Raw genomic sequence first — 19855 nt, forward strand, 5'->3', positions numbered from 1 at the left:
CGGCAAGCCCTGCCAGCCGACGAGCGATTTTTGCCCGGCGTCCCGCGCAGGGATGGCCGGCAAGTCCTTGATTTTACGCGCTACCGCGTTTCGCGCCTGGGTCATGACCGTTGATGAGCGCAAGGGGCGGGCCAGCCGCGACGACCGCACCGGTCGATCGTCGCCGGCGCCGGGCAAGAATCGTCGGCACGCGGCAAGTTTCGACCGGACGCGAGGCGATGACGCCTCTCGGTGCATTTCCTTTTCTTACGCTTTTTCAGTCGCTTCCGGCCCCGGGCCGAGTTGGCCCGCGACTTGCGCCATGGGGTCTGAATGTTCGGCGCAGCAAGCGCCCAAGCCACCATCGCCTTCGCGACCATCCCCCCGGGACAATGTCCGCCCTCGCTCTGCCGTCCTTCATCGCGCCCGCCCCGGCCAGCGCCCCGCAAGGGTCGACCGGCGCAGACAACGCGACCGGATTCATGAGCCTGCTGGCGACCTGCCTCGAGAACGACGCAGAAGGCGGCAAGACCGATGATCCGATGATCGTCGCGCCCGCCAACGACGGGGGCGAGCCGGCCCCGGCGACGGCCCTGCCGCCCGCCCCGGTTCCGGTCCTGGTCATTGCACCGGTCCCGTCGACGCCGGCGCCTGAAGACCAGGCCGCAGCCTCTGGCGAAATTCTTCCCGTCGCGTCGGCCGCTCCGGAACCCGACCTTTCTTCCCTTCTGCAGAACACCGGCGCCCAGCCTGCCCCGCCTGTGATGCCGGGAGCTGCGGCCCCGTCCGAACCGGCCCGGCAGGCGCCGCCGCCCGTCGCTTCAGCCGCTCCGCATTCCGACGCCGCGGCCGAGGTCGACGCGCCGGCGGCGACCGCCGACGCGAAAGCGGCGAACGCCGCCGCCAATGCCCCCTCCACTGCCACCGCCGCCGCCGCCTCCACCTCCGCCGCCGCCGCCGCCGCCATGACCGCCGCGGTTGGCGTCGCCCCGGCGCGGGCAGTCCTCCAGCCCACGCCGCCGCCGCTGCGCGCCCTGGCCGAGCGGACTTCGCGGCCGCTGGATGCGCCGGTCGACAAGACCGCCGCCCCTTCGGTTTCCGGTGCGGACGCCAGCGAAGCGAAGGACGGCGCTGCGCTCAGCCCCGTCGCCCGCTCCGGCCCGGAACGGACCTCCGGGCCGGCGGATACTGCGCCGAAGCCCACGACCGACGTTGTCGCAGGATCGGACGACCCCTCAATCGACGCCGCGCCTGCGGGCGAGAGCGCGGCCACCTCGAACACCTCGACGGGCCAGACCCGTGAAACCAGCCTGTCCGGCCTGTCGCGCGCCACCATCGACGCCACGGCGCAGATCGCCGCCCAGATCCTGCGCAAGCTGGAAGGCCGCTCGACGCGGTTCGAAATGGCCCTGACCCCCGACGACCTGGGTCGGGTGGATGTGAGGCTGGATATCGACTCGGAGGGCCGGCTGGCCGCCCGGCTCGCCTTCGACAACCCCGCGGCGGCCACCGACCTGCGCGGCCGGGTCGACGATCTGCGGCGCCAGTTGGAGGACGCAGGCTTCCACCTCGCCGACGACGCCCTCGAATTCACCGAACGCGATAGCGGATCCAGCGGCTTCGACCGGGGGCAGGACGCCCGTGACGGCCAGAACCGGGCCTTCACCGCCGCCTCGCGCCTGAACGCCGAAATCGACGTCGCCCAGCCTCCCCGCTGGATGGCGCTCTCCCTCTCGCCTGCGGGCGTGGACTTGAAGGTCTGATCGATGGTCGACGCCGTCACCACCACCACCAACGCCACGAACCGGATCGCCGCCGGCAGCGGCATGCTGGCCTCGAATTTCGAGACCTTCCTGGCCCTGCTGACGTCCCAGCTGAAGAATCAGGATCCGCTGTCGCCCGTCGATTCCAACCAGTTCACCGCCCAGCTGACCCAGATGGCCGGCGTCGAGCAGCAATTGCTGACCAACGACCTGCTCAAGAGCCTGGTTTCCGCCCAGGCCGGCGGCGGTCTGGCCGGCGCGGCCACCTATATCGGCAAGGAAGCGACCGCGGCCTGGTCGGCCACCAAGATGGCCGGCGGCGAGGCGACCTGGAGCTACGAGCTCGGCGCCAACGCTTCGTCGGCCACGCTTCAGGTGCTGGACGGATCCGGCAAGGTGGTGTGGTCCGGCGACGCGCCCTCGAAGACGACCGGCCTGCACGATTTCACCTGGGACGGCGCTGCGACAAGCGGCAACAACGGCCAGGACGGCCAGGTCTACACGTTGAAGGTCACGGCCAAGGACGCCGCGGGCGGCGCCGTCGACAGCCAGGTCCTGACCCGGGGACGCATCACCGGCGTCGAGATGTACGACGGCGAGCCGTTCCTGACCGTCGGCAACTCGATCCTGCCGCTCTCCACAGTCATCGCCCTGGAAGAAACCAGGGCCCCTTCCGACGACGGGGCGGCCTGATGCGCTCGCCTGCCTCGCTCACCCCCTCGAACCTGTTCTCGTAAGGAGACTGCGCCATGAGTATCAACAGCGCCCTGCTTGCCGGCGTGTCCGGCCTGACCGCAAACTCCGCCGCCCTGGCGGCCATCTCGCAGAACATCGCGAACGTGAACACCGTCGGCTACAAGCGGACCGCCGGCGAGTTCCAGACGGTGATCAACAGCCAGTCGCAAGGCGCCGGCTATTCCGCCGGCGGCGTCATGGCTTCGGCGCGCCATTACACCAGCCAGGCCGGGCAGCTGCAGCGGACGACCTCGGCCACCGACCTTGGCATCGCGGGACAGGGCTTTTTCGTCGTCACGGAGAAGCCCGAGGACCTGCAGGTCACGGACAGCCGCCTGTTCACCCGGGCCGGCGCCTTCACCGTCGATAACCTGGGCTATCTGAAGAACACCGCCGGCCTCTATCTGCAGGGCTGGCCGGTCGATGCGGAAGGCAATATCGCCACCGATCCCTCAGATCTGAACCGCCTGCGCACCGTCAACGTCGGCTCCGTCGGCGGCACGGCCGAGGCCACCACCCGCATCCAGCTGAACGCCAACATCAAGTCCAGCCAGCTGGTTTCGGCCGAAGCGGCCGACGCCTCGGCCGTGCCGGTCGGCGCCAACGCCTACGATCCCACGACCAACTCCATGGCCATGTGGGATCCGGAAACCGGCGCGGGCGTCAAACCCGACTTCGAGCTGACCATCCCCGTGTCTGACTCCAAGGGCGGACAGCGCACCATCGCGATCGCCTTCCTGAAAAGCACGGTGCCGAACCAGTGGTATTCCGAGATCCGCGCGATCCCGGCTTCCGATGTCGTCACCGGCGCGGGCCTGACCAGCGGCCAGCTGAAAACCGGTCTGGTGGCCTTTACCCAGGACGGCCGTCTGGACGTGGACGCCATGGCGGCGCTCGGCGCCCAGGCCCTGTTCCCCGACCCGGCCTCCGCGAGCCTGACGTTCGGGTCCTCGGACACCGCCGCACCCGGGGCCGGCGCCTTCAACTGGGCCCCGGGCCTGGGCATCGACAATCAGACCCTGGCCTTCGACCTGTCGGCTTCGGCCGGCGGCCTGACCCAGTACGACAGCGCCTCGGTGGTCCAGGCCGTGCTGACCAACGGCACCGCCTTCGGCAACCTGTCCGAGGTCAAGATCGACGACAGCGGCTTCGTGACCGCCATCTTCGACAACGGCGTCACGCGCCAGATCGCCCAGATCGCCCTGGCCACCTTCCCCAGCCCGGACAGCCTGTCCCAGACCTCGGGCAACGCCTACCGCGTCAGCCAGGGATCCGGCACCTACAACCTCAAGGCCGCGGGCACCGGCGGCGCGGGGCTGATCGGGGCGTCCCAGCTGGAAGCCTCCACCGTCGACCTCTCCGCCGAGTTCACCGGTCTGATCACCACCCAGCGCGCCTATTCGGCATCGTCCAAGATCATCACCACGGCCGACGAAATGCTGGCCGAGCTGATCAGCATCAAACGCTGATACCTCAGTAACGGGCCGTAAACCTCAATGAATCCTTTGTTGAATATTGAGAGGGTGGACGGAAGGCATTTTAGCCTTTCCTTCACCACGACGCTTAAACGGCCCTTAGCCGCCGCCCGCTATGGTCATGAGCTTAGTGGTGGTGGTCAATGAGGCATAAGCCCATGTTGCAAGAGCGACGTCTTAATAGCCGAGGCGAACAATATGTGGTCGGTCCGACGGGCACGCCCCTGACGATGCACGACCTTCCCCCGGCCAATACGGACCGCTGGGTGATCCGTCGCAAGGCCGAGGTCGTGGCCGCCGTGCGTGGCGGTCTGATCAGCCTGGATGACGCCCTGGCGCGTTATCGCCTGACAGCCGAGGAATTCCTGGCCTGGCAGAAGGCCATCGACAAATGGGGCATGCAGGGCCTGCGCACGACGCGGATCCAGCACTACGGCCGCCCGTAAATCTTCTCCCCGAGCCGACTGCGGCCGCTCCCGGAAACGGGGGCGGCCGTTGTCGTTTCGGGCTCCGTTTTCGTCCGGCCTCGAAATCGCACGGGTTTCGCACTAGATAGCGCGCCATGACCCTCGCCGAGGACATCTGCCCGATCCCGACCATCGCTCCCATGACCGGCAAGGCCGACATGGACGCGGCGATCGAGTCCGCGCGCGCGGCGGTCGGCCTGCCGGTCGGATCGCGCGTGGTGGCGGCCATGTCGGGCGGGGTGGACTCCACCGTCGTCGCCGCCCTGCTGCACAAGGCGGGCTATGACGTCGTCGGCGTGACCCTGCAGCTCTACGACCACGGCGCGGCGCTGAAGAAGAAGGGCGCCTGCTGCGCCGGCCAGGACATCCACGACGCCCGGCTGGCGGCCGAGATGCTGGGCATCCCCCATTACGTTCTTGACTACGAAAGCCGGTTCCGCGACGCGGTCATCGACCAGTTCGCCGACAGCTATCTGGCCGGGCAGACGCCGGTGCCCTGCATCCGCTGCAACCAGACGGTCAAGTTCCGCGACCTTCTGGACGTGGCTCGCGACCTGGGCGCCGAAGCGATGGCGACGGGCCACTATGTCCGGCGCTCGGTGGTCAACGACCGGGCCCAGATGCGCAAGGCGATCGATCACTCGCGCGACCAGTCCTACTTCCTGTTCGCCACCACGGCGCGGCAGCTGGACTATCTGCGCTTCCCCCTCGCCGATCTGGAGAAGCCCCAGGTGCGGGGGGTGGCGCTGGAGCTGGGCCTGCGCATCGCCGCCAAGCCGGACAGCCAGGACATCTGCTTCGTCCCCAACGGCGACTATCGCACCCTGATCGACAAGCTGAGGCCGCAGGGCCGGGAAGCCGGCGATATCGTCCACATGGACGGCCGGGTGCTGGGCGGCCATTCGGGCATCACCGACTACACCATCGGCCAGCGCCGCGGCCTGAACGTCGCCGTGGGCGAGCCGCTGTTCGTGACCCGGCTGGATCCGGCGAAGCGCCACGTCATCGTCGGCCCGCGCGAAGCCCTGCTGACCGCCTCCCTGACGCTGGACGAGACCAACTGGCTGGGCGACGAACCGGACATCGAGGCGGCGGCGCGGGCCGGCGCCCCGGTGCTGGCGCGCGTGCGCTCGACGCGTCCGCCCTCACCGGCCCGGCTGGCGCTGGTCGACGGCGCCGTCGCGATCCTCTTCGAGACCGGCGAGGAAGGCGTGGCCCCCGGTCAGGCCTGCGCCCTCTACGATCCGGCCGATCCCGACCGTCTGCTGGGCGGCGGCTTCATCAAGACGACCACCGCCGTTGTCTGAGACCGGCGGCTTGCCGGCGCTCGCCTCGCGGACCGGCCTGCCGCCGGAGTTCCTTTACCTGCGGGAGGCTTATCCCCGGGATCGCTGGACCTCGAAGCTCGACGAGACCGCCGCCTTCTGGCTGCAGATGCACGCCAGCTTCCGCGGCCATCAGGCGCATATGGACGGGCTGGTAAGCCAGTGGCGGGCCAGCGGGGACGCGGCCGCCCTGCATCGTCGGCTGATCCCGGCGCTCCAGTCCTTCCTGCAGCACCTCGACGGCCACCACCGCGTCGAAAGCGGCCAGTATTTTCCCATGATGCGCCAGATCGAGCCCAGGATCAGCGCGGGAATCGATCTGCTGGACCGCGACCACGACGCCATCCACGAGACGCTGGAGGCGCTGTTCCACGGCGGGATGGCCTTCCATCAGGCCGTAGCCGCCAAGGCGCCCGACGCGGCCGACACGGCCAACCGGCTATCGGACCTGATCGACGCAAACGGCCGCCCCCTGCTGCGCCATCTGGAGGACGAGGAGGATATCGTCATCCCCCTGATCCATCTGCGGGGGCTGCACGGCTGAGACCGGTCCGGCCCAAAAACACAGTCTCATGAGTCTCATGAGTCTCAGGGCGGACCGAAAATACCGCGCGAAGCGTCCGCTCCGTCCACAGAGCGCACTCCCCAAAACGCATGCGTTGCGTGCAGGGAGCGCCGCGTGTCGCCGCCGTTTAGACATTAGTTGTCAAAAACCGAACCCGACAAGCCTGGAGCAGGAAAACATACGCCTGCGTCAAATCCGGACGTAGGGGGTCATCGGCTCGGCATCAGCTTCCGGCGCTGCCGGACCAGGGCCAGCGGTCGACCGTCGGGAGCCCAGGCGACGCCGTCCTCGACCGCCCAGCCGCTTCCGACATCCTGACTGGTGAAGTGGAAATACGCCCACCCTTCCGGGGACGTGTCCGGCGTCAGCGCCGTCAGCAGGTCGGCGCGCAGGTCGACGCTGGCGGAGATGACCGGCGGCGCGGGGAAGGCCGTGAAATAGGTCGGATACAGGCCGTCCAGCAGAAACAGCAGCCGCGCCTCGTCCAGCGGCGCGGCGTCGGTCGTCCGCATCCAGCAGCCGAGTTCGGGCTTTTTGCCGGCGTTTTCGCCGAACTGCTTCGGTCCCGCGACGAAGCGGTAGTCGATGTGTCGCGTGAACCACGGACCGAACATGGGGTCGAGCGGCGTCGGCTCCAGTTCGTCGACGGGCGGGGGCGAGGCGATCAGGGGCGTCAGCACCGGTCCGGCGACATCGCGACCGTAGGTGCCCAGCGCCTGAACGGCGAGACGGTCGCCCTGGCCGCCGATGACCGAGGCGTAGGCGACGTTGCGGCCGCCGCGGTTCATCACCGGCGAGAAGGTGGCGTCCTCGAAGCGGGCGGCGGCGAGGTACTGAACGGTCAGCGACTGGAGCGGCGTCTGGACGCCGAGGCCCTGACGCATGGCGCCGGCGGCCAGCGCCGCCATCAGGCCGCCGAAGGGCGCGCCGCGTTCCTGGGGCGCGGACTGCGGCGCGTTCGAAAAGCCGCCGTCCAGCCGCGCCGTCAGCCCGCCCGCGCTGTCGTCGTTCAGGGTCAGGGCTTCGGCCAGGGTCTGCTGGGTCATGCGCTGTCGATATCGTGGAGAAAGGGCGGGCGGAAGACGGGGAGGCCTTCCGCCCGAGTCGAGGGGATCGGGAGTCGCTGTCGCGACTCCGTAGCCAAACAAGACTGACGTAGTCCGTCCAGATTGGCAACCCTCTTGCCAAACGGGTGACGCAGGGTCACTTTCGCATCATGGGACGCACCGCAGACTATTCTCGCCAGAGCTGTTCGATCGCCGCGACGCTGGAAATCATCGGCGATCCGTGGACGCTGCTGGTCATCCGCGACGCCTTCAACGGCGTCAGCCGGTTCGAACAGTGGCAGGAGCGGCTGGGCGTGGCCCGCAACGTTCTGGCCGCGCGGCTGAAGACCCTGGTCCAGCACGGGGTGCTGGAGCCGCATCTGTATTCAGAACGCCCGCCCCGCAATGAGTACCGGCTGACGGCCAAGGGCAAGGACCTGTACGGGGTGCTGGTCACCCTGCACGCCTGGGGCGCCCGCCATGTCTATGGCGAGACCGATTCCGGCTTCGCCATGATCCACAAGGAATGCGGCCAGAATCTCGCCCCGCGCATCGCCTGCGGTCACTGCAACGAGATCGTCAAGCCGCGCGACATCCAGCTGGTCCACGCCAAGGACTGCCCGACGGTCGGGGACATGATGCCCCGGGTCGACGAAAAGGTGGCCTGATCGGTGGCCGCCGTCACCCTGATCGGCAGTCCGGTCTCGCCCTATGTGCGCAAGGTGCTGGCCGCCTGCGCCATCAAGGGGCTCGAGGTCGAGCTGGACCCCATCTCGCCCATGTACGGCAATGACGATTTCGAGCGGATCAGCCCGCTGCGCCGCGTGCCGGTGTGGATCGAGGGCGATCTGGTGCTGTGCGATTCCAGCGTCATCGTCCAGTACATCGAGGAAACCCGGCCCGGCCCGTCGCTGTGGCCGGCCGATCCGGCCCGGCGGGCCAAGGCGCGCTGGCTGGAGGAGTTCGCCGACACCCGCCTGTTCGACGTGCTGGGCTGGCGGCTGTTCTTCCAGATCGCCCTGAAGCCGCGTTTCTTCGGGACCGAGGCGGACCCGGAAGTGGTGGAGAAGGCCCGCGACGTCGAACTGCCCCAGATCCTCGACTATCTGGAGAGCCAGATGCCCGAGACCGGCTTCCTGTTCGGCGAGCTGTCGATGGCGGATCTCAGCGTCGCCCCGGCCTTTCTCAACGCCCGCGCCGTGCAGATCAACGTCGACCCCGAACGCTGGCCCCGTCTTGCGGCCTGGCTGGAGCGGATGAACGAGCAGACGCCGCTGGGGCCGCTGAACAAGCTGGCGCGCAACCTGATGCGCACGCCGCTGGCCGCCCATCGCGACCGCCTGACCGAGTTCGGCCTGGCCCCGGCCAGCCGCAGCTGGATGGGCGAAGCCGCCCGCCGCGGCCCGATGACGCCGCAGTAGCCGCGGCGCTTGCCGAGGGCGCGCAACCGGTCCATTCACCCGTCGAAATTTCCTCCCGAACTCCTCCCCCAAGGTTTTCCGCCATGTCCGATCCCGTCGTCATCGTCTCCTTCGCCCGCACCCCGATGGGCGGATTCCAGGGCGCCCTGTCCGGCGTCAAGGCGACCGAGCTGGGCGCGATCGCGGTGCGGGCCGCGGTGGAGCGGGCGGGCGTTCCGCCGGCGAAGGTCGAGCAGATCTACATGGGCTGCGTCCTGCCGGCCGGCCTGGGCCAGGCTCCGGCGCGCCAGGCCGCGATCGGCGCGGGCCTCGGCCAGCATGTCGAGGCGACCACGGTCAACAAGATGTGCGGCTCGGGTCTGCAGGCGGTGATGATGGCCTCGGACTCGCTGGCCGCCGGCAGCGCCGACGTCATCGTGGCGGGCGGCATGGAGTCGATGTCCGGCGCCCCCTATCTGATGACCAAGCACCGCGGCGGCGCCCGGATCGGCCACGATGTCATCGTCGACAGCATGTATATGGACGGGCTGGAGGACGCCTACACCCCCGGCAAGCTGATGGGGGCGTTCGCCGAGGACTCGGCCCGGACCTATCAGTTCACCCGCGAGGCCCAGGACGAATACGCGCTGGAGAGCCTGAGCCGCGCGCTGGAGGCCATCGCCTCGGGCGCGTTCAAGGCCGAGATCACGCCCGTCGAGGTCACCTCGCGCAAGGGCGTCGTCACGGTCGCCGAGGACGAACAGCCGGGCAAGGCCATGCCGGAGAAGATTCCGAACCTGAAACCCGCCTTCTCGAAGGACGGCACCATCACCGCCGCCAACGCCAGCTCGATCTCGGACGGCGCCGCCGCCCTGGTGATGACGCGCGAGAGCGTGGCGCGCGCGCTGGGCCTGCCGGTCATCGCCCGCATCGTCAGCCACGCGGCCCACGCCCATGAGCCGGGCCTGTTCACCACCGCCCCCGTTCCGGCCATGCAGAAGGCGCTGAAGAAGGCCGGCTGGTCGGTCGAGGACGTCGACCTGTGGGAGATCAACGAAGCCTTCGCCGTGGTGGCCATGATCGCCATGCGCGACCTGGGCATCGACCGGGCGAAGCTGAACGTCAACGGCGGCGCCACGGCCCTGGGCCATCCGATCGGCGCGTCCGGCGCGCGCGTCCTGACCACCCTGCTGGCGGCGCTTCAGGCGCGCGGCGGGAAAAAGGGCATGGCCAGCCTGTGCATCGGCGGCGGCGAGGCCGTGGCCGTGGCGGTGGAGCTGGTCTGACCGGCGGCCTTCGGGCGCGCGTCACGGCTGGATTACGCAGACTTAATCTTCGTCGCCTTGTTCCCCCGCCCTCGCCCGTTAAGGTTCGCGCGGGCTTTTCAGACAGCGGGCGGGTGTTTCGTATGCGGATCGGTTTGTTGCTGGCGTCAGCCGCCGGCGTTTCCCTGATGGCCTCGGCCGCCCTGGCCCAGCAGAGCATCGGGCCGATCGACCAGTCGAGGGGAACGTTCGAGGACAAGTTCCGCCAGTTCGAGGGCGAGGACTGGCCGACCCCCACCGACTACCGCAGCGCCTCCGGGGCGCCGGGCCACCGCTACTGGCAGCAGCAGGTCGACTACGACATCGACGTGTCGCTTGACGAGGCGCGCCGGACGCTGACGGGCCGCGAGGCGGTGACCTACACCAACCATTCGCCGGACGCGCTCGGCTATCTGTGGCTGCTGCTGGACCAGCAGAACTATCGCCGCAACTCGCTGGCCGAGCGCAGCCGCACCTATTCGGCGTCCGAGACCGTCAGCGTGAACGAGATCCTCCGGGTCCAGCGCATGCAGGGCTGGGAGGGCGGCTTCAACGACCTGAAGGTCACCGGCCCGGACGGCGGGGCCCTGCCCTTCACCATCGTCGATTCGATGATGCGGATCGAACTGCCGCGTCCGCTGGCGACGGGCCAGAGCTTCGCCTTCAGCATCGACTTCAGCCTGCCCCTGCCCGAGACGAACGTGGTCGGCGGCCGGAGCGGCTACGAGTGTTTCACCAAGCCGGGCGAGGACGGCAACTGCCTGTTCCTGGCCGCCCAGTGGTTCCCGCGCCTGGCGGTCTATTCCGACTATGAAGGCTGGCACAACGCCCAGTTCCTGGGCGCCGGCGAGTTCACGCTGGAGTTCGGCGACTACGACGTCTCGATCACCGCGCCGTCCGACCACGTCGTCGCCGCGACGGGCGAGCTGCAGAACCCGGACATCCTGAGCGCCGCCCAGCGGGCGCGACTGGCCGAGGCCCGCACGGCCGACGCGCCGGTCTATATCGTCACCCCCGCCGAGGCCGCCGCCGCCGAGGCCAGCCCCGCCCGGTCCGGCGTCCGCACCTGGAATTTCAGCGCCGACAACGTCCGCGACTTCGGCTGGGCCTCGAGCCGCAAATTCATCTGGGACGCCATGGGCGTCGAACAGCAGAGCGCCGAGCATCCGGTGGTAATGGCCATGTCCTTCTTCCCCAAGGAGGCCCGGCCGCTGTGGGACGCCTATTCGACCCGGTCGATCGCCCACACCCTCGACGTCTACAACCAGTTCGCCTTCACCTACCCCTATCCGACCGCCCAGTCGGTCAACGGCCCGGTCGGCGGGATGGAATATCCGATGATCACCTTCAACGGGCCGCGCCCGGTGCGGGGCGACGACGGCCGCCTGACCTATTCCGAAAGGGCCAAGAACGGCCTGATCGGCGTGGTCATCCACGAGGTCGGCCACACCTATTTCCCGATGATCGTCAACTCGGACGAGCGCCAGTGGACGTGGATGGACGAGGGGCTGAACAGCTTCCTGCAGTTCGAGGCCGAAAAGCTGTGGGACCACGAATTCCCGGCCCGGGGGGAGCCGAAGGACATCGTCGAATACATGGTCAGCCAGGACCAGGTGCCGGTGATGACCAACTCGGATTCGCTGCTGCAGTTCGGCAACAACGCCTACGCCAAGCCGGCCACCGCCCTGGTGATCCTGCGTGAGACGGTGCTGGGCCGCGAGCTGTTCGACCGCGCCTTCCGCGAATACGCACAGCGCTGGGCCTTCAAGCGGCCGACGCCCTATGACTTCTTCCGCACCATGGAGGAGAGCTCGGGCGTCGATCTGGACTGGTTCTGGCGCGGCTGGTTCTACTCGACCGACCACGTCGACATCTCGCTGGAGGGCGTGACCGCCGCGACGCTGGAATCGACCGATCCGGAAGCGCGCGCCCGCGCCGCCCGCGAGCGCTTCGAGGCCGAGCCGGGGTCGCTCACCGCGGCCCGGAACCAGGACATCGAGACGATGGTCGAGCGCGATCCCGCCACGCGCGACTTCTACAACCAGACCGACCGGTTCACCGTCACGGCCCAGCAGCGCCGCGACGCCGAAAGCGCCGCCCGCCGCGCCGACGCCGACCGCCGCGCGGCGCAGGGTTTCGACGACAACATCTATCGCTTCACCTTCAAGAACGTCGGCGGTCTGGTCATGCCGGTGATCCTGAAGCTGACCTGGGCCGATGGCTCGGACGAGACGGTGCGCATCCCGGCCGAGGTCTGGCGCCGCAACAGCCAGCAGGTCGTCTGGCAGTGGGTGTCGCCGAAGACGCTGGTCTCGGCCGAGATCGATCCGCTGCTGGAGACGGCCGACGCCAACCGCGGCAACAACGTCTTCCCGCGCCGCATCGACGAGCGGACCCTGCGCCTCTCGCCCGCCCCGCCGCCCGGAGAGAACCGGATGCGAGATTCCGACGTGGAGGTCAGCCCGGACTCGACCGCCGCCCGGGTGCGCCGTCCTTCCTGAGGAACCGACCGTGTTCAAGCACGCCCTGTTGACCGCCGCCCTCATCGCCGGCCTGGCCTCGCCGGCCGCGGCTCACCGCGGCCATTCGGGGCTGACAGTGATCGAGATCGATCCGGCCTCGGGCGCCGTCGCGGTGACGCACCGGTTCGCGGCCCATGACGTGGAGCCGGCCCTCGTTTCAATCGCGCCGGACGCCCAGCCGTCGCTGGACGATCCGCGCGCCGTCGCCCGTCTGGAGGCGCATCTGGGACGGCGGTTCCGCCTGTCCGTGGACGGCGCGGCGGTTCCGGTGAGTCATACGGGCACCCGCCTCGCCGGCGACAACGTCCGGGTCGAATTCAGCGGCGCCACCAGCGACCGCGACATCGCCCGGGTCACCGTCGACCTGGACTTCTTCCCGGGCGTGCACGACGACCAGGAACAGCAGGTCAATGTCCGTCTCAACGGCGTGACGCGGACGGTGGTGTTCCGGCCGGGGTCGCGGGCGCAGACGCTGACGTTCGGACCGGCCCCGGACGGCGCTCGCCAGCCATAAGGCGGACCAAGCCGGTGCGGCCGAGGCCGATCACGATCATTGCATCGCTCCGGTTTTGCGAACGATTCTCAGGTTTGCGCGGATGACCCGCCCATGGCAAGCCCCGAACCGGATGGCGGCTGAGCGGAGCACCACAATGCGTGAAGACGGAAAGCTGGATTATCTCGAACTGCCCGGCGGCGCCCTGGGCGCGGTGAAGGCCTTCTACGGCGCGGCCTTCGGCTGGACCTTCCAGGACTATGGGCCCTCCTATGCGGCCTTCGACCAGGGGTTGGAGGGCGGTTTCGACGCGGACGCCGAGGCCGGTCGCCCGCCCCTGCCCGTCCTGTTCACCCATGACCTCGAGGCGATGGCCGCCCGGGTCGAGGCGGCGGGCGGCGTGATCGTCAAGCCGATCTTCGCCTTCCCGGGCGGCCGCCGGTTCCATTTCCGCGATCCGGCCGGCAACGAACTGGCCGTGTGGTCGGAGAGCTGACGCCTGCCTAGCGCAGGTCGACCGACTGGGCGATCTGCTCGGCCAGGGCGCGGTCGGCGCCGTCCAGGCTCATGGTCCAGACGTGGATTTCACGCGGGGCGTCGGGGCGCTGGAACAGGTGCTCCAGGGCGTGACGCACGCCGTCCTCGGTCGAGACCACCGAGGCGCGGCCGCCCGCCTCGACCATCTGGCCGCTGTAGATCGGGAACTGCGACGCGGGCCCGGCATAGATCATGACGAAGGACTGGCCGCCGCGACGGATCGTGTAGATGCGGAAGTCCGGCCCCGGCCGGCCCGTCACCATCTCGAACCCCGCCGGCAGGGTCACGGAAAACGGCAGGGCCGCGCGGGCGCCGGCGTCGAGGACGGCGACGGTGGATACGCCGGGCGACGGAGGCGGCGATGCGGGCTCCGGCGTCGCGACCGGACTGGCGGCGGGCGGAGTCGCGGCGGGGGCGGACGCCGGGGGGGCGGCGGCATGGGCGGGGGCCGGCGTGAGGGCGGCCGGAGCCGCAACAGGTCGGGGCGTGGCCGCCGACGGGGTTGCGACGGGCGGCGAAGCCATGGCGGGCGCGGCGACGGGGCGCGTGATGACCGGGGCAGGCGTCGGCGTCGGCGTTGTCGCGGGAACAGCGGCGGGCGGCGGGCTTGCGGGGGCCGTCGCCGGGACCGGGGCGATGTAGGCGGCGGGAACGGGCGGGCCGCTGTTCAGGTCGCGGGTCAGGTCGCTGCCGGGCGCCGGCGTCGGAGGGGTCTGGGCATGGGCGGCGCCGGCGAGCGAGAGCAGGACGGCGGTGGTAAGCAGCTGGACTTTCATGAGCCCGACCTTCGCGCCTCAGCCCGCGAACGGCAAGGCCCTGAGCGCATAGGCGACGACGGCCGTCACCCCCGAGCCCGCCACGGCCAGGCCGACGAACCAGGCCAGCCGCCGCCACAGGGGACCACTGTCCTCGCCCGGCTCAGGGGGTGGTTCGGGCCTAATGATGATAGCCGGCGTCCGCATCCATCTTGCCGCGGAAGACCCAGTAGACCCAGCCGGTGTAGCCGAGGATCAGCGGCAGGATGGCCGCCGTGCCCACCAGCATCAGGGCCAGGGCGTTGTCGGGGGCCGCGGCCTGCCGGAAGTCGATGTCATAGGGGACGATCGACGGCATGAAGCTGGCCGCCAGGCCCAGATAGCCCGACAGAAAGACCACCATGGCGCCTACGAACGGCCAGCGGTGCGAGCCCTTGCGGGCCATGGCGAAAACCACGGCGAGGCCGGCGAGGCCGAGGACCGGAATGGCCAGCAGGGGGGCCAAGGTCGCCCAGTCGACGGCCAGGCCGGCGGAGGCGTCGAAGCCCCAACGGTCGGCGATGCGCGGATGGACGAACAGGGTGGCGACACTGACGGCCGCCAGCAGCACGGCCACGCCCGCGGCGCTGATCAGGGTCCAGCGCTTCGCGTCCCCGTGCAGGTTGTCGGAGGTCTTCATCATCAGCCAGGTCCCGCCCAGAAGGGCGTAGCCGACGACGATGCCCGCCGCGACCAGCAGGGTGTAGGGGGTCAGCCAGTCGAACGGGCCGCCGGCGAAGCGGTTGTCCGCGACGGTCACGCCCTGGATGAAGCCGCCCAGGATCAGTCCTTGGGCGAGGGCCGTCAGGATCGAGCCCCCGGCGAACATCTGGGTCCAGAATTTGCGACCCCGGTTGCGGGCCCGAAAGCGGAATTCGAAGGCCACGCCGCGCAGGATCAGTCCGGCCAGCATCAGCAGCACCGGCAGGTATAGCGCCGGCATCAGCACCGAATAGGCCAGCGGAAACGCCGCCAGCAGGCCGCCCCCGCCCAGCACCAGCCAGGTCTCGTTGCCGTCCCAGACCGGGGCGATGGTGTTCATCATCACGTCCCGCTCCTCCTTCGACTTCGCGAAGGGGAACAGAATGCCGACGCCGAGGTCGAAGCCGTCGAGGGTGACGTAGAGGAGGACGGCCGTGGCGATCAGCCCGGCCCAGATCAGTTGCAGGTCCAGCATCAGGCGCCCTCCCCCCCGTTCGAGTCTCCGGGTGTCGTGTCCTCGGGCGCCTTGGCCAGCGGCGAGCCGGGGGCGCGATCCTGCCGCGGCGCGGGCTCGGCGAGAGCGGCGACCGGACCCTCGGCCATCAGCCTGAGGATGAAGACGGCGCCCGCGGTGAAGACGATGGCGTAGACGACCATGTAGGCGATCAGGCTGAAGGCCACCTCGCCGGCGGTCACCGGCGAGACGGCGTCGCGGGTGCGGAGGACGCCGTAGACGACCCAGGGCTGGCGGCCGACCTCGGTGACCATCCATCCGGCAAGCACGGCGATGAAGCCTGACGGTCCCATGGCCACGCACCAGCGCAGGAACCAGCGGCTGTCGAACAGCCGGCGTCGCCAGATCAGCAAGGCTCCGACCCCGCCTAGGGCGATCATCAACAGGCCCAGCCCGACCATGATGCGGAAGCCGAAGAAGGGTATGAAGGGCGGCGGCTGGTCCTCGCGCGACCAGGCGTCGAGGCCCTGGATGACCTCGTCCTTCGGCACGTTCTGGATCCAGTTGCCCACGCCCGGGACGGAGACCTGGAAATGGTTCTTTTGCGCGTCGCGGTCGGGGATGCCGAACAGGTGCAGCGGCTGGTCGGCGCGGGTCTGCCAGTAGCCTTCGATGGCGGCGGTCTTGGCCGGCTGGTGCTCATGGGCGACCACGCCCGACCAGTGGCCGGCGACGAGTTGAAGCGGGGCGACGACGGCGATCATTCCGATGGCCATGACCAGGGCTATGCGGCTTTCGGTCCAGCCTGTCGCCAGCGGTCCGTTCCGCTCCTTGAGCACGCGCCAGGCCGAGGCGCCGCCGACGACGGCGGCGGTGGTCAGAAAGGCGGCGAGCAGCATGTGGGTCAGCCGCGACGGGAAGCTGGGATTGAAGATGACCTGCATGAAGTCGGTGGCCTGGAACCGCCCGTCGGCCATGATCTCGAAGCCTTGCGGCGTCTGCATCCAGCTGTTGGCCGACAGGATCCAGAAGGCCGAGATGGTCGTGCCGACGGCGACGAGACAGGTGGCCGTGAAATGCAGCTTCGGCCCCACCTTCTTCCAGCCGAACAGCATGACGCCCAGGAACGACGCCTCGAGGAAGAAGGCGGTCAGAACCTCATAGGCAAGCAGGGGGCCGATGACGCCGCCCGTCAGGCGGATGAATTCGGACCAGTTGGTGCCGAACTGATAGCTCAGCACCACGCCCGAGACGACGCCCATGCCGAAGCTGAGAGCGAAGATCTTGACCCAGAAAAGGTAGAGGACCTTGAAGGCGTCCCGCTTCGTCCACAGCCACAGGCCTTCGAGCACGGCCAGGAACGCCGCCAGGCCGATGGTGAAGGCCGGGAACAGGATATGGAAGGCGATGGTGAAGGCGAACTGCAATCGCGACAGCAGCAACGCGTCGAGTTCCACGGCTCCATGTCCTCACTGACCTAGGGGATCACAAATGACCCTCCCCGGCCGCGGTGTCCACATCCGAAGCGCCGCGCGGCGCTTCGCCGCGATCAGGCGGCGGGAAGCTCGACCCAGAAGACCGCGCCTTCGCCGGGGGTTGAGGTGACGCCGATGGACCCGCCCTGCAATTCGACCAGGCGCTTGGCCAGGGCCAGGCCGATGCCATGCCCCTCGACCGTCGACCGTTCGAGGCCCAGGCGGTTGAAGGGTTCGAACAGCTGGGCCTGCTTCTCCGGCGAAAGGCCGGGGCCGCGGTCGCTGACCTCGATCCGGACGCCATCGTAGACCTTGCTGGCGCGGAACACGACGAGGCCGCCCGCCCCCCCGTATTTGACGGCGTTGGACGCCAGGTTGGCGATCACCTGGGTCAGGCGCTGGGAATCGGCCAAGGCCACCAGGCCGTCGCCTTCGCTGATCACCTCGAGCCGCACGCCGTTGGCTTCCGGGCGCAGGGCCACCGCCCGCTTCACATCCTCAAGCACACCGGGCACGTCGGTGGGGCGGAGTTCGACCTTGACCGCGCCGGACTCGGCGCGGGCCACGTCCAGCAGGTCGTGAGCCAGGGTTTCGACCTGGCGCGCCGTCTTGACCAGCATCTCGGCCATCTCGGCCTGGGTGGCCGTGACCGGTCCCAGTTGCCCGGACTTCCACAGTTCACCGATCCCGATCACGCCGCCGACGGGGCTCTTGATCTCGTGGGCGACGTTGGCCAGCAGGCGTGACTTGGCCTCCGAGGCCCGCTCGGCGCGAACCTGGCCGGCCTTGGCGCGATCCGACAGCCGGTCGCGCTCCTCCAGCAGGGCGGCCACGAGCATGATGGGCATGTAGCCGAACAGGATCAGCAACTGGGCCATCATGGCGCGATCGGCGCCTTCGAAGGCGCGGCCGTAGGGACCGAGGCCGCGCATGGCCGCGCCCACGGCCAGGATCGAGACGATGATCAGCGCCGCCGTGACGCCCAGCATCCGCATGCGGACGGCGATCAGCAACAGAAGCGGCATGGTGACGAAGCCGATCGGCATCACCTGCGAGAAAACGGTGACGCACAGGGCCGTGAACAGGCCAAGGAGAACGACGGCCTCGATGGCGCGGGCCGGCGCGCGGAAGCGGACGACCTCGCGCTTCGTGAGGGCCAGGCCGAAGCTCGACAGCACGGCCACGCCGAGCGCGTGGCCGAACCACCAGGTCTGGGCGGAATCAAGGAAGCTCGCCCCGTTCATCCACCATAGCATGGCGCTCGCAAACAGCGCGGCCGGCAGCGGCCCCACGACGGCCGCGCTGAGGAGGAATCGGCAGGCCCCCTCGACGGACGCCAGATTCAGGGTCGGCGCGAACCGGCGGGCCAGCAGGACGGGGATGTAGATGTCCAGCATGTTGGCGACGGTGAACATCGCCGTCAGCTCGGCCGAATTCCCGGCCAGCAGTTCGCCGGCCGCTATGCCCATGGCGATCAGCGCGCCGAAGGACAGATCGTACAACGGCCCCCGCGAGGTGCGGAGCCAGACCGCGACGGCCAGACCGCCCGCGCCCCAGAGGGCGGCGACGACGCCCGCCGAGCGGGCGAAGGTGAGAGCCAGGACGACCAGCACCATGACCGCCATCGCCGTGAACACCGGCGCAAGAGGCTGGCCGATCCCGCTCGCGGGCCGCGGTATGGCCCGGGCGCGCGGCGCCGGCGACGCGGTGACGCCGACGGCGGGCTCCAAGGGGTCGAGCGCGCGGCTCATCGGCATGTTGGGTCCTGGAACGAAGGCGTGGTCTCGTTCCATAGGCCCGCGCTTCCTAATATCCCCTGAAGGTCAGGCGTGTGACGCCAACGCCGCCGTCAGTTCGGATACGGCGGCCGCCGGGCCGTCCGGATGAGTCCAGACCGCCGAACTGACCGCCACGAAGTCGGCGCCGGCGCTGGCCAGTTGACCCGCGGTCGCCGCGGTGATTCCGCCGATGGCGACGCAGGGAATCTCGACCGTCTCCTGCCAGATGGTCAGGATTTCGGGGTCGGGGCGATGGACCGTCTCCTTTGTGGTCGTCGGGAAGAAGGCGCCGAAGGCGACATAGTCCGCCCCCGCCTCGGCCGCGTCCATCGCCATCTCGCGGCTGTCATGGCAGGTCACGCCGATCATGGCGTCGCGACCCATGATCCGCCGCGCCTCGGCCACGGAGGCGTCGTCCTGGCCCACATGGACGCCATCGCAACCAGAGCGGGCCGCGAGGTCGGGCCGGTCGTTCAGGATCACGGCGACCCCGCGCGCCTGGGCGATCGGCCTGAGCGCGGCCACGGCCGCGAGGACGGCGGCGTCGTCCGCGTCCTTGAGCCGGATCTGCAGCGCCGCGACGCCCCCGGCGTCCAGCGCCGCCTCAAGCGCGCGGGCGAAGGCGCCGAGGTCGGGCAAGGCGGGCGGGGTGATCAAATAGAGCTGACACGGCGGAGGGCTGGGAACGACGGGGATCCTGGACATGGGCGCGAAGTGCGACGGGCGCGCGCCTGCGTCAACTCCGCCCCTGCGAACGACTTGCATTCGCCATGATTGGTCTGTTAAGAAGAACCATTCGCAACAAGCCTTTCAGGTTCGGTTCGTGTACGTCTGCAACTGCAACGGCCTTCGCAAACGGGATGTCGCCGCCGCCATTGAGGCCGGCGCCACGCGGCCGCGCGATGTCTTCGCCCGCAACCAGTGCGCGGTCCAGTGCGCTCGATGCGTCTGCGAAATGCGCGAAATGATCCAGGACAGCCGCGAAACCTTCGCCATGGCGGCCGAATAGGCCCCGCCTCCTCCAAGGAAGATTCATTCGCA

Annotated in this window: 20 protein-coding genes; 13 read left to right on the top strand and 7 right to left on the bottom strand. The window is 69.3% G+C overall.

Going from position 1 to position 19855, the window contains the following annotated elements; genetic code table 11:
* Positions 1-371: 371 nt before the first annotated feature.
* From ASD59_RS14595 to ASD59_RS10220, 6 genes are all read left to right on the top strand, one after another.
* Complete coding sequence (locus ASD59_RS14595; RefSeq protein WP_235561797.1) at positions 372-1742, top strand: flagellar hook-length control protein FliK; 1371 nt, start codon at positions 372-374, stop codon at positions 1740-1742.
* 3 nt (positions 1743-1745) lie between these two features.
* The gene (locus tag ASD59_RS10200) at positions 1746-2435 is read left to right on the top strand and encodes a flagellar hook assembly protein FlgD (RefSeq protein ID WP_055831518.1); all 690 of its coding nucleotides are present in this window, start codon (positions 1746-1748) and stop codon (positions 2433-2435) included.
* 56 nt (positions 2436-2491) lie between these two features.
* Positions 2492-3946 carry a flagellar hook protein FlgE gene (gene flgE, locus ASD59_RS10205; RefSeq protein ID WP_055831519.1) on the top strand — a complete coding sequence of 485 codons (1455 nt, stop codon included), beginning with the start codon at positions 2492-2494 and terminating at the stop codon, positions 3944-3946.
* A 164-nt stretch (positions 3947-4110) separates the two neighbouring features.
* On the top strand, positions 4111-4398 hold the full coding sequence (sciP, locus tag ASD59_RS10210) for a CtrA inhibitor SciP (protein ID WP_055831520.1): 288 nt from the start codon (positions 4111-4113) through the stop codon (positions 4396-4398).
* A gap of 116 nt (positions 4399-4514) precedes the next feature.
* On the top strand, positions 4515-5726 hold the full coding sequence (gene mnmA / locus ASD59_RS10215) for a tRNA 2-thiouridine(34) synthase MnmA (RefSeq protein ID WP_055831521.1): 1212 nt from the start codon (positions 4515-4517) through the stop codon (positions 5724-5726).
* Positions 5727-5736: 10 nt separating this feature from the next.
* Positions 5737-6288 carry a hemerythrin domain-containing protein gene (locus ASD59_RS10220; RefSeq protein WP_055831522.1) on the top strand — a complete coding sequence of 184 codons (552 nt, stop codon included), beginning with the start codon at positions 5737-5739 and terminating at the stop codon, positions 6286-6288.
* Between the two features lie 230 nt (positions 6289-6518).
* On the opposite strand, the gene ASD59_RS10225 is transcribed toward ASD59_RS10220, so the two are convergent.
* The gene (locus ASD59_RS10225; RefSeq protein ID WP_055831523.1) at positions 6519-7355 is read right to left on the bottom strand and encodes an acyl-CoA thioesterase; all 837 of its coding nucleotides are present in this window, start codon (positions 7353-7355) and stop codon (positions 6519-6521) included.
* A gap of 170 nt (positions 7356-7525) precedes the next feature.
* Here ASD59_RS10225 and ASD59_RS10230 point away from each other — a divergent pair, with 170 nt between their 5' ends.
* The 6 genes from ASD59_RS10230 (at position 7526) to ASD59_RS10255 (ending at position 13570) form a co-directional block, all read left to right on the top strand.
* Positions 7526-8023, top strand: a complete 498-nt coding sequence (locus tag ASD59_RS10230) for a winged helix-turn-helix transcriptional regulator (protein ID WP_055831524.1) — start codon at positions 7526-7528, stop codon at positions 8021-8023.
* A 3-nt stretch (positions 8024-8026) separates the two neighbouring features.
* Entirely contained in the window at positions 8027-8776 is a 750-nt protein-coding gene (locus tag ASD59_RS10235) for a glutathione S-transferase family protein (protein WP_055831525.1), read from the top strand.
* An 83-nt stretch (positions 8777-8859) separates the two neighbouring features.
* Entirely contained in the window at positions 8860-10041 is a 1182-nt protein-coding gene (locus ASD59_RS10240) for a thiolase family protein (protein ID WP_055831526.1), read from the top strand.
* A gap of 137 nt (positions 10042-10178) precedes the next feature.
* Positions 10179-12560 carry a M1 family metallopeptidase gene (locus ASD59_RS10245; RefSeq protein WP_369816572.1) on the top strand — a complete coding sequence of 794 codons (2382 nt, stop codon included), beginning with the start codon at positions 10179-10181 and terminating at the stop codon, positions 12558-12560.
* Between the two features lie 10 nt (positions 12561-12570).
* Positions 12571-13095: a DUF6702 family protein gene (locus tag ASD59_RS10250; protein ID WP_055831528.1), complete on the top strand. Its 525-nt coding sequence runs from the start codon at positions 12571-12573 to the stop codon at positions 13093-13095.
* Positions 13096-13231: 136 nt separating this feature from the next.
* On the top strand, positions 13232-13570 hold the full coding sequence (locus ASD59_RS10255) for a VOC family protein (RefSeq protein WP_055831529.1): 339 nt from the start codon (positions 13232-13234) through the stop codon (positions 13568-13570).
* Positions 13571-13577: 7 nt separating this feature from the next.
* On the opposite strand, the gene ASD59_RS10260 is transcribed toward ASD59_RS10255, so the two are convergent.
* The 6 genes from ASD59_RS10260 to thiE form a co-directional block, all read right to left on the bottom strand.
* A complete protein-coding gene (locus ASD59_RS10260) occupies positions 13578-14387 on the bottom strand; it encodes a hypothetical protein (RefSeq protein WP_055831530.1) in 810 nt (269 codons plus the stop codon).
* A gap of 18 nt (positions 14388-14405) precedes the next feature.
* Positions 14406-14573 (bottom strand): hypothetical protein, encoded by a 168-nt coding sequence (locus tag ASD59_RS14290; protein WP_156377005.1) that lies wholly within the window; start codon positions 14571-14573, stop codon positions 14406-14408.
* Positions 14548-15582 carry a cytochrome d ubiquinol oxidase subunit II gene (gene cydB, locus ASD59_RS10265; protein ID WP_235561798.1) on the bottom strand — a complete coding sequence of 345 codons (1035 nt, stop codon included), beginning with the start codon at positions 15580-15582 and terminating at the stop codon, positions 14548-14550. The genes ASD59_RS14290 and cydB overlap by 26 nt, the downstream gene beginning before the upstream one ends.
* Entirely contained in the window at positions 15582-17018 is a 1437-nt protein-coding gene (locus ASD59_RS10270) for a cytochrome ubiquinol oxidase subunit I (protein ID WP_055831531.1), read from the bottom strand. Before ASD59_RS10270 ends, cydB begins: the two co-directional genes overlap by 1 nt.
* A 92-nt stretch (positions 17019-17110) precedes the next feature.
* Positions 17111-18787, bottom strand: coding sequence for a sensor histidine kinase (locus ASD59_RS10275; protein WP_235561799.1), 1677 nt, complete (start codon positions 18785-18787; stop codon positions 17111-17113).
* 72 nt (positions 18788-18859) lie between these two features.
* Positions 18860-19519: a thiamine phosphate synthase gene (thiE, locus tag ASD59_RS10280; protein WP_055831533.1), complete on the bottom strand. Its 660-nt coding sequence runs from the start codon at positions 19517-19519 to the stop codon at positions 18860-18862.
* Positions 19520-19637: 118 nt separating this feature from the next.
* On the opposite strand from thiE, the gene ASD59_RS10285 reads away from it, so the two are divergent.
* Positions 19638-19823: a (2Fe-2S)-binding protein gene (locus ASD59_RS10285; protein ID WP_055831534.1), complete on the top strand. Its 186-nt coding sequence runs from the start codon at positions 19638-19640 to the stop codon at positions 19821-19823.
* Positions 19824-19855: the final 32 nt, after the last annotated feature.

Origin of the sequence: Brevundimonas sp. Root608, assembly GCF_001427825.1 — a bacterium.
Classification (GTDB): Bacteria; Pseudomonadota; Alphaproteobacteria; order Caulobacterales; family Caulobacteraceae; genus Brevundimonas.

Excerpts from the sequence above, each read along its gene's own strand:
- ASD59_RS14595 (WP_235561797.1), top strand. The coding sequence starts at position 372 with ATGTCCGCCCTCGCTCTGCCGTCCTTCATCGCGCCCGCCCCGGCCAGC.
- ASD59_RS14290 (WP_156377005.1), bottom strand. The coding sequence starts at position 14,573 with ATGCGGACGCCGGCTATCATCATTAGGCCCGAACCACCCCCTGAGCCG.
- sciP (WP_055831520.1), top strand. The coding sequence starts at position 4,111 with ATGTTGCAAGAGCGACGTCTTAATAGCCGAGGCGAACAATATGTGGTC.
- ASD59_RS10230 (WP_055831524.1), top strand. The coding sequence starts at position 7,526 with ATGGGACGCACCGCAGACTATTCTCGCCAGAGCTGTTCGATCGCCGCG.
- cydB (WP_235561798.1), bottom strand. The coding sequence starts at position 15,582 with ATGCTGGACCTGCAACTGATCTGGGCCGGGCTGATCGCCACGGCCGTC.
- ASD59_RS10225 (WP_055831523.1), bottom strand. The coding sequence starts at position 7,355 with ATGACCCAGCAGACCCTGGCCGAAGCCCTGACCCTGAACGACGACAGC.
- ASD59_RS10260 (WP_055831530.1), bottom strand. The coding sequence starts at position 14,387 with ATGAAAGTCCAGCTGCTTACCACCGCCGTCCTGCTCTCGCTCGCCGGC.
- mnmA (WP_055831521.1), top strand. The coding sequence starts at position 4,515 with ATGACCCTCGCCGAGGACATCTGCCCGATCCCGACCATCGCTCCCATG.
- ASD59_RS10275 (WP_235561799.1), bottom strand. The coding sequence starts at position 18,787 with ATGAGCCGCGCGCTCGACCCCTTGGAGCCCGCCGTCGGCGTCACCGCG.
- thiE (WP_055831533.1), bottom strand. The coding sequence starts at position 19,519 with ATGTCCAGGATCCCCGTCGTTCCCAGCCCTCCGCCGTGTCAGCTCTAT.
- flgE (WP_055831519.1), top strand. The coding sequence starts at position 2,492 with ATGAGTATCAACAGCGCCCTGCTTGCCGGCGTGTCCGGCCTGACCGCA.
- ASD59_RS10200 (WP_055831518.1), top strand. The coding sequence starts at position 1,746 with ATGGTCGACGCCGTCACCACCACCACCAACGCCACGAACCGGATCGCC.
- ASD59_RS10240 (WP_055831526.1), top strand. The coding sequence starts at position 8,860 with ATGTCCGATCCCGTCGTCATCGTCTCCTTCGCCCGCACCCCGATGGGC.
- ASD59_RS10255 (WP_055831529.1), top strand. The coding sequence starts at position 13,232 with ATGCGTGAAGACGGAAAGCTGGATTATCTCGAACTGCCCGGCGGCGCC.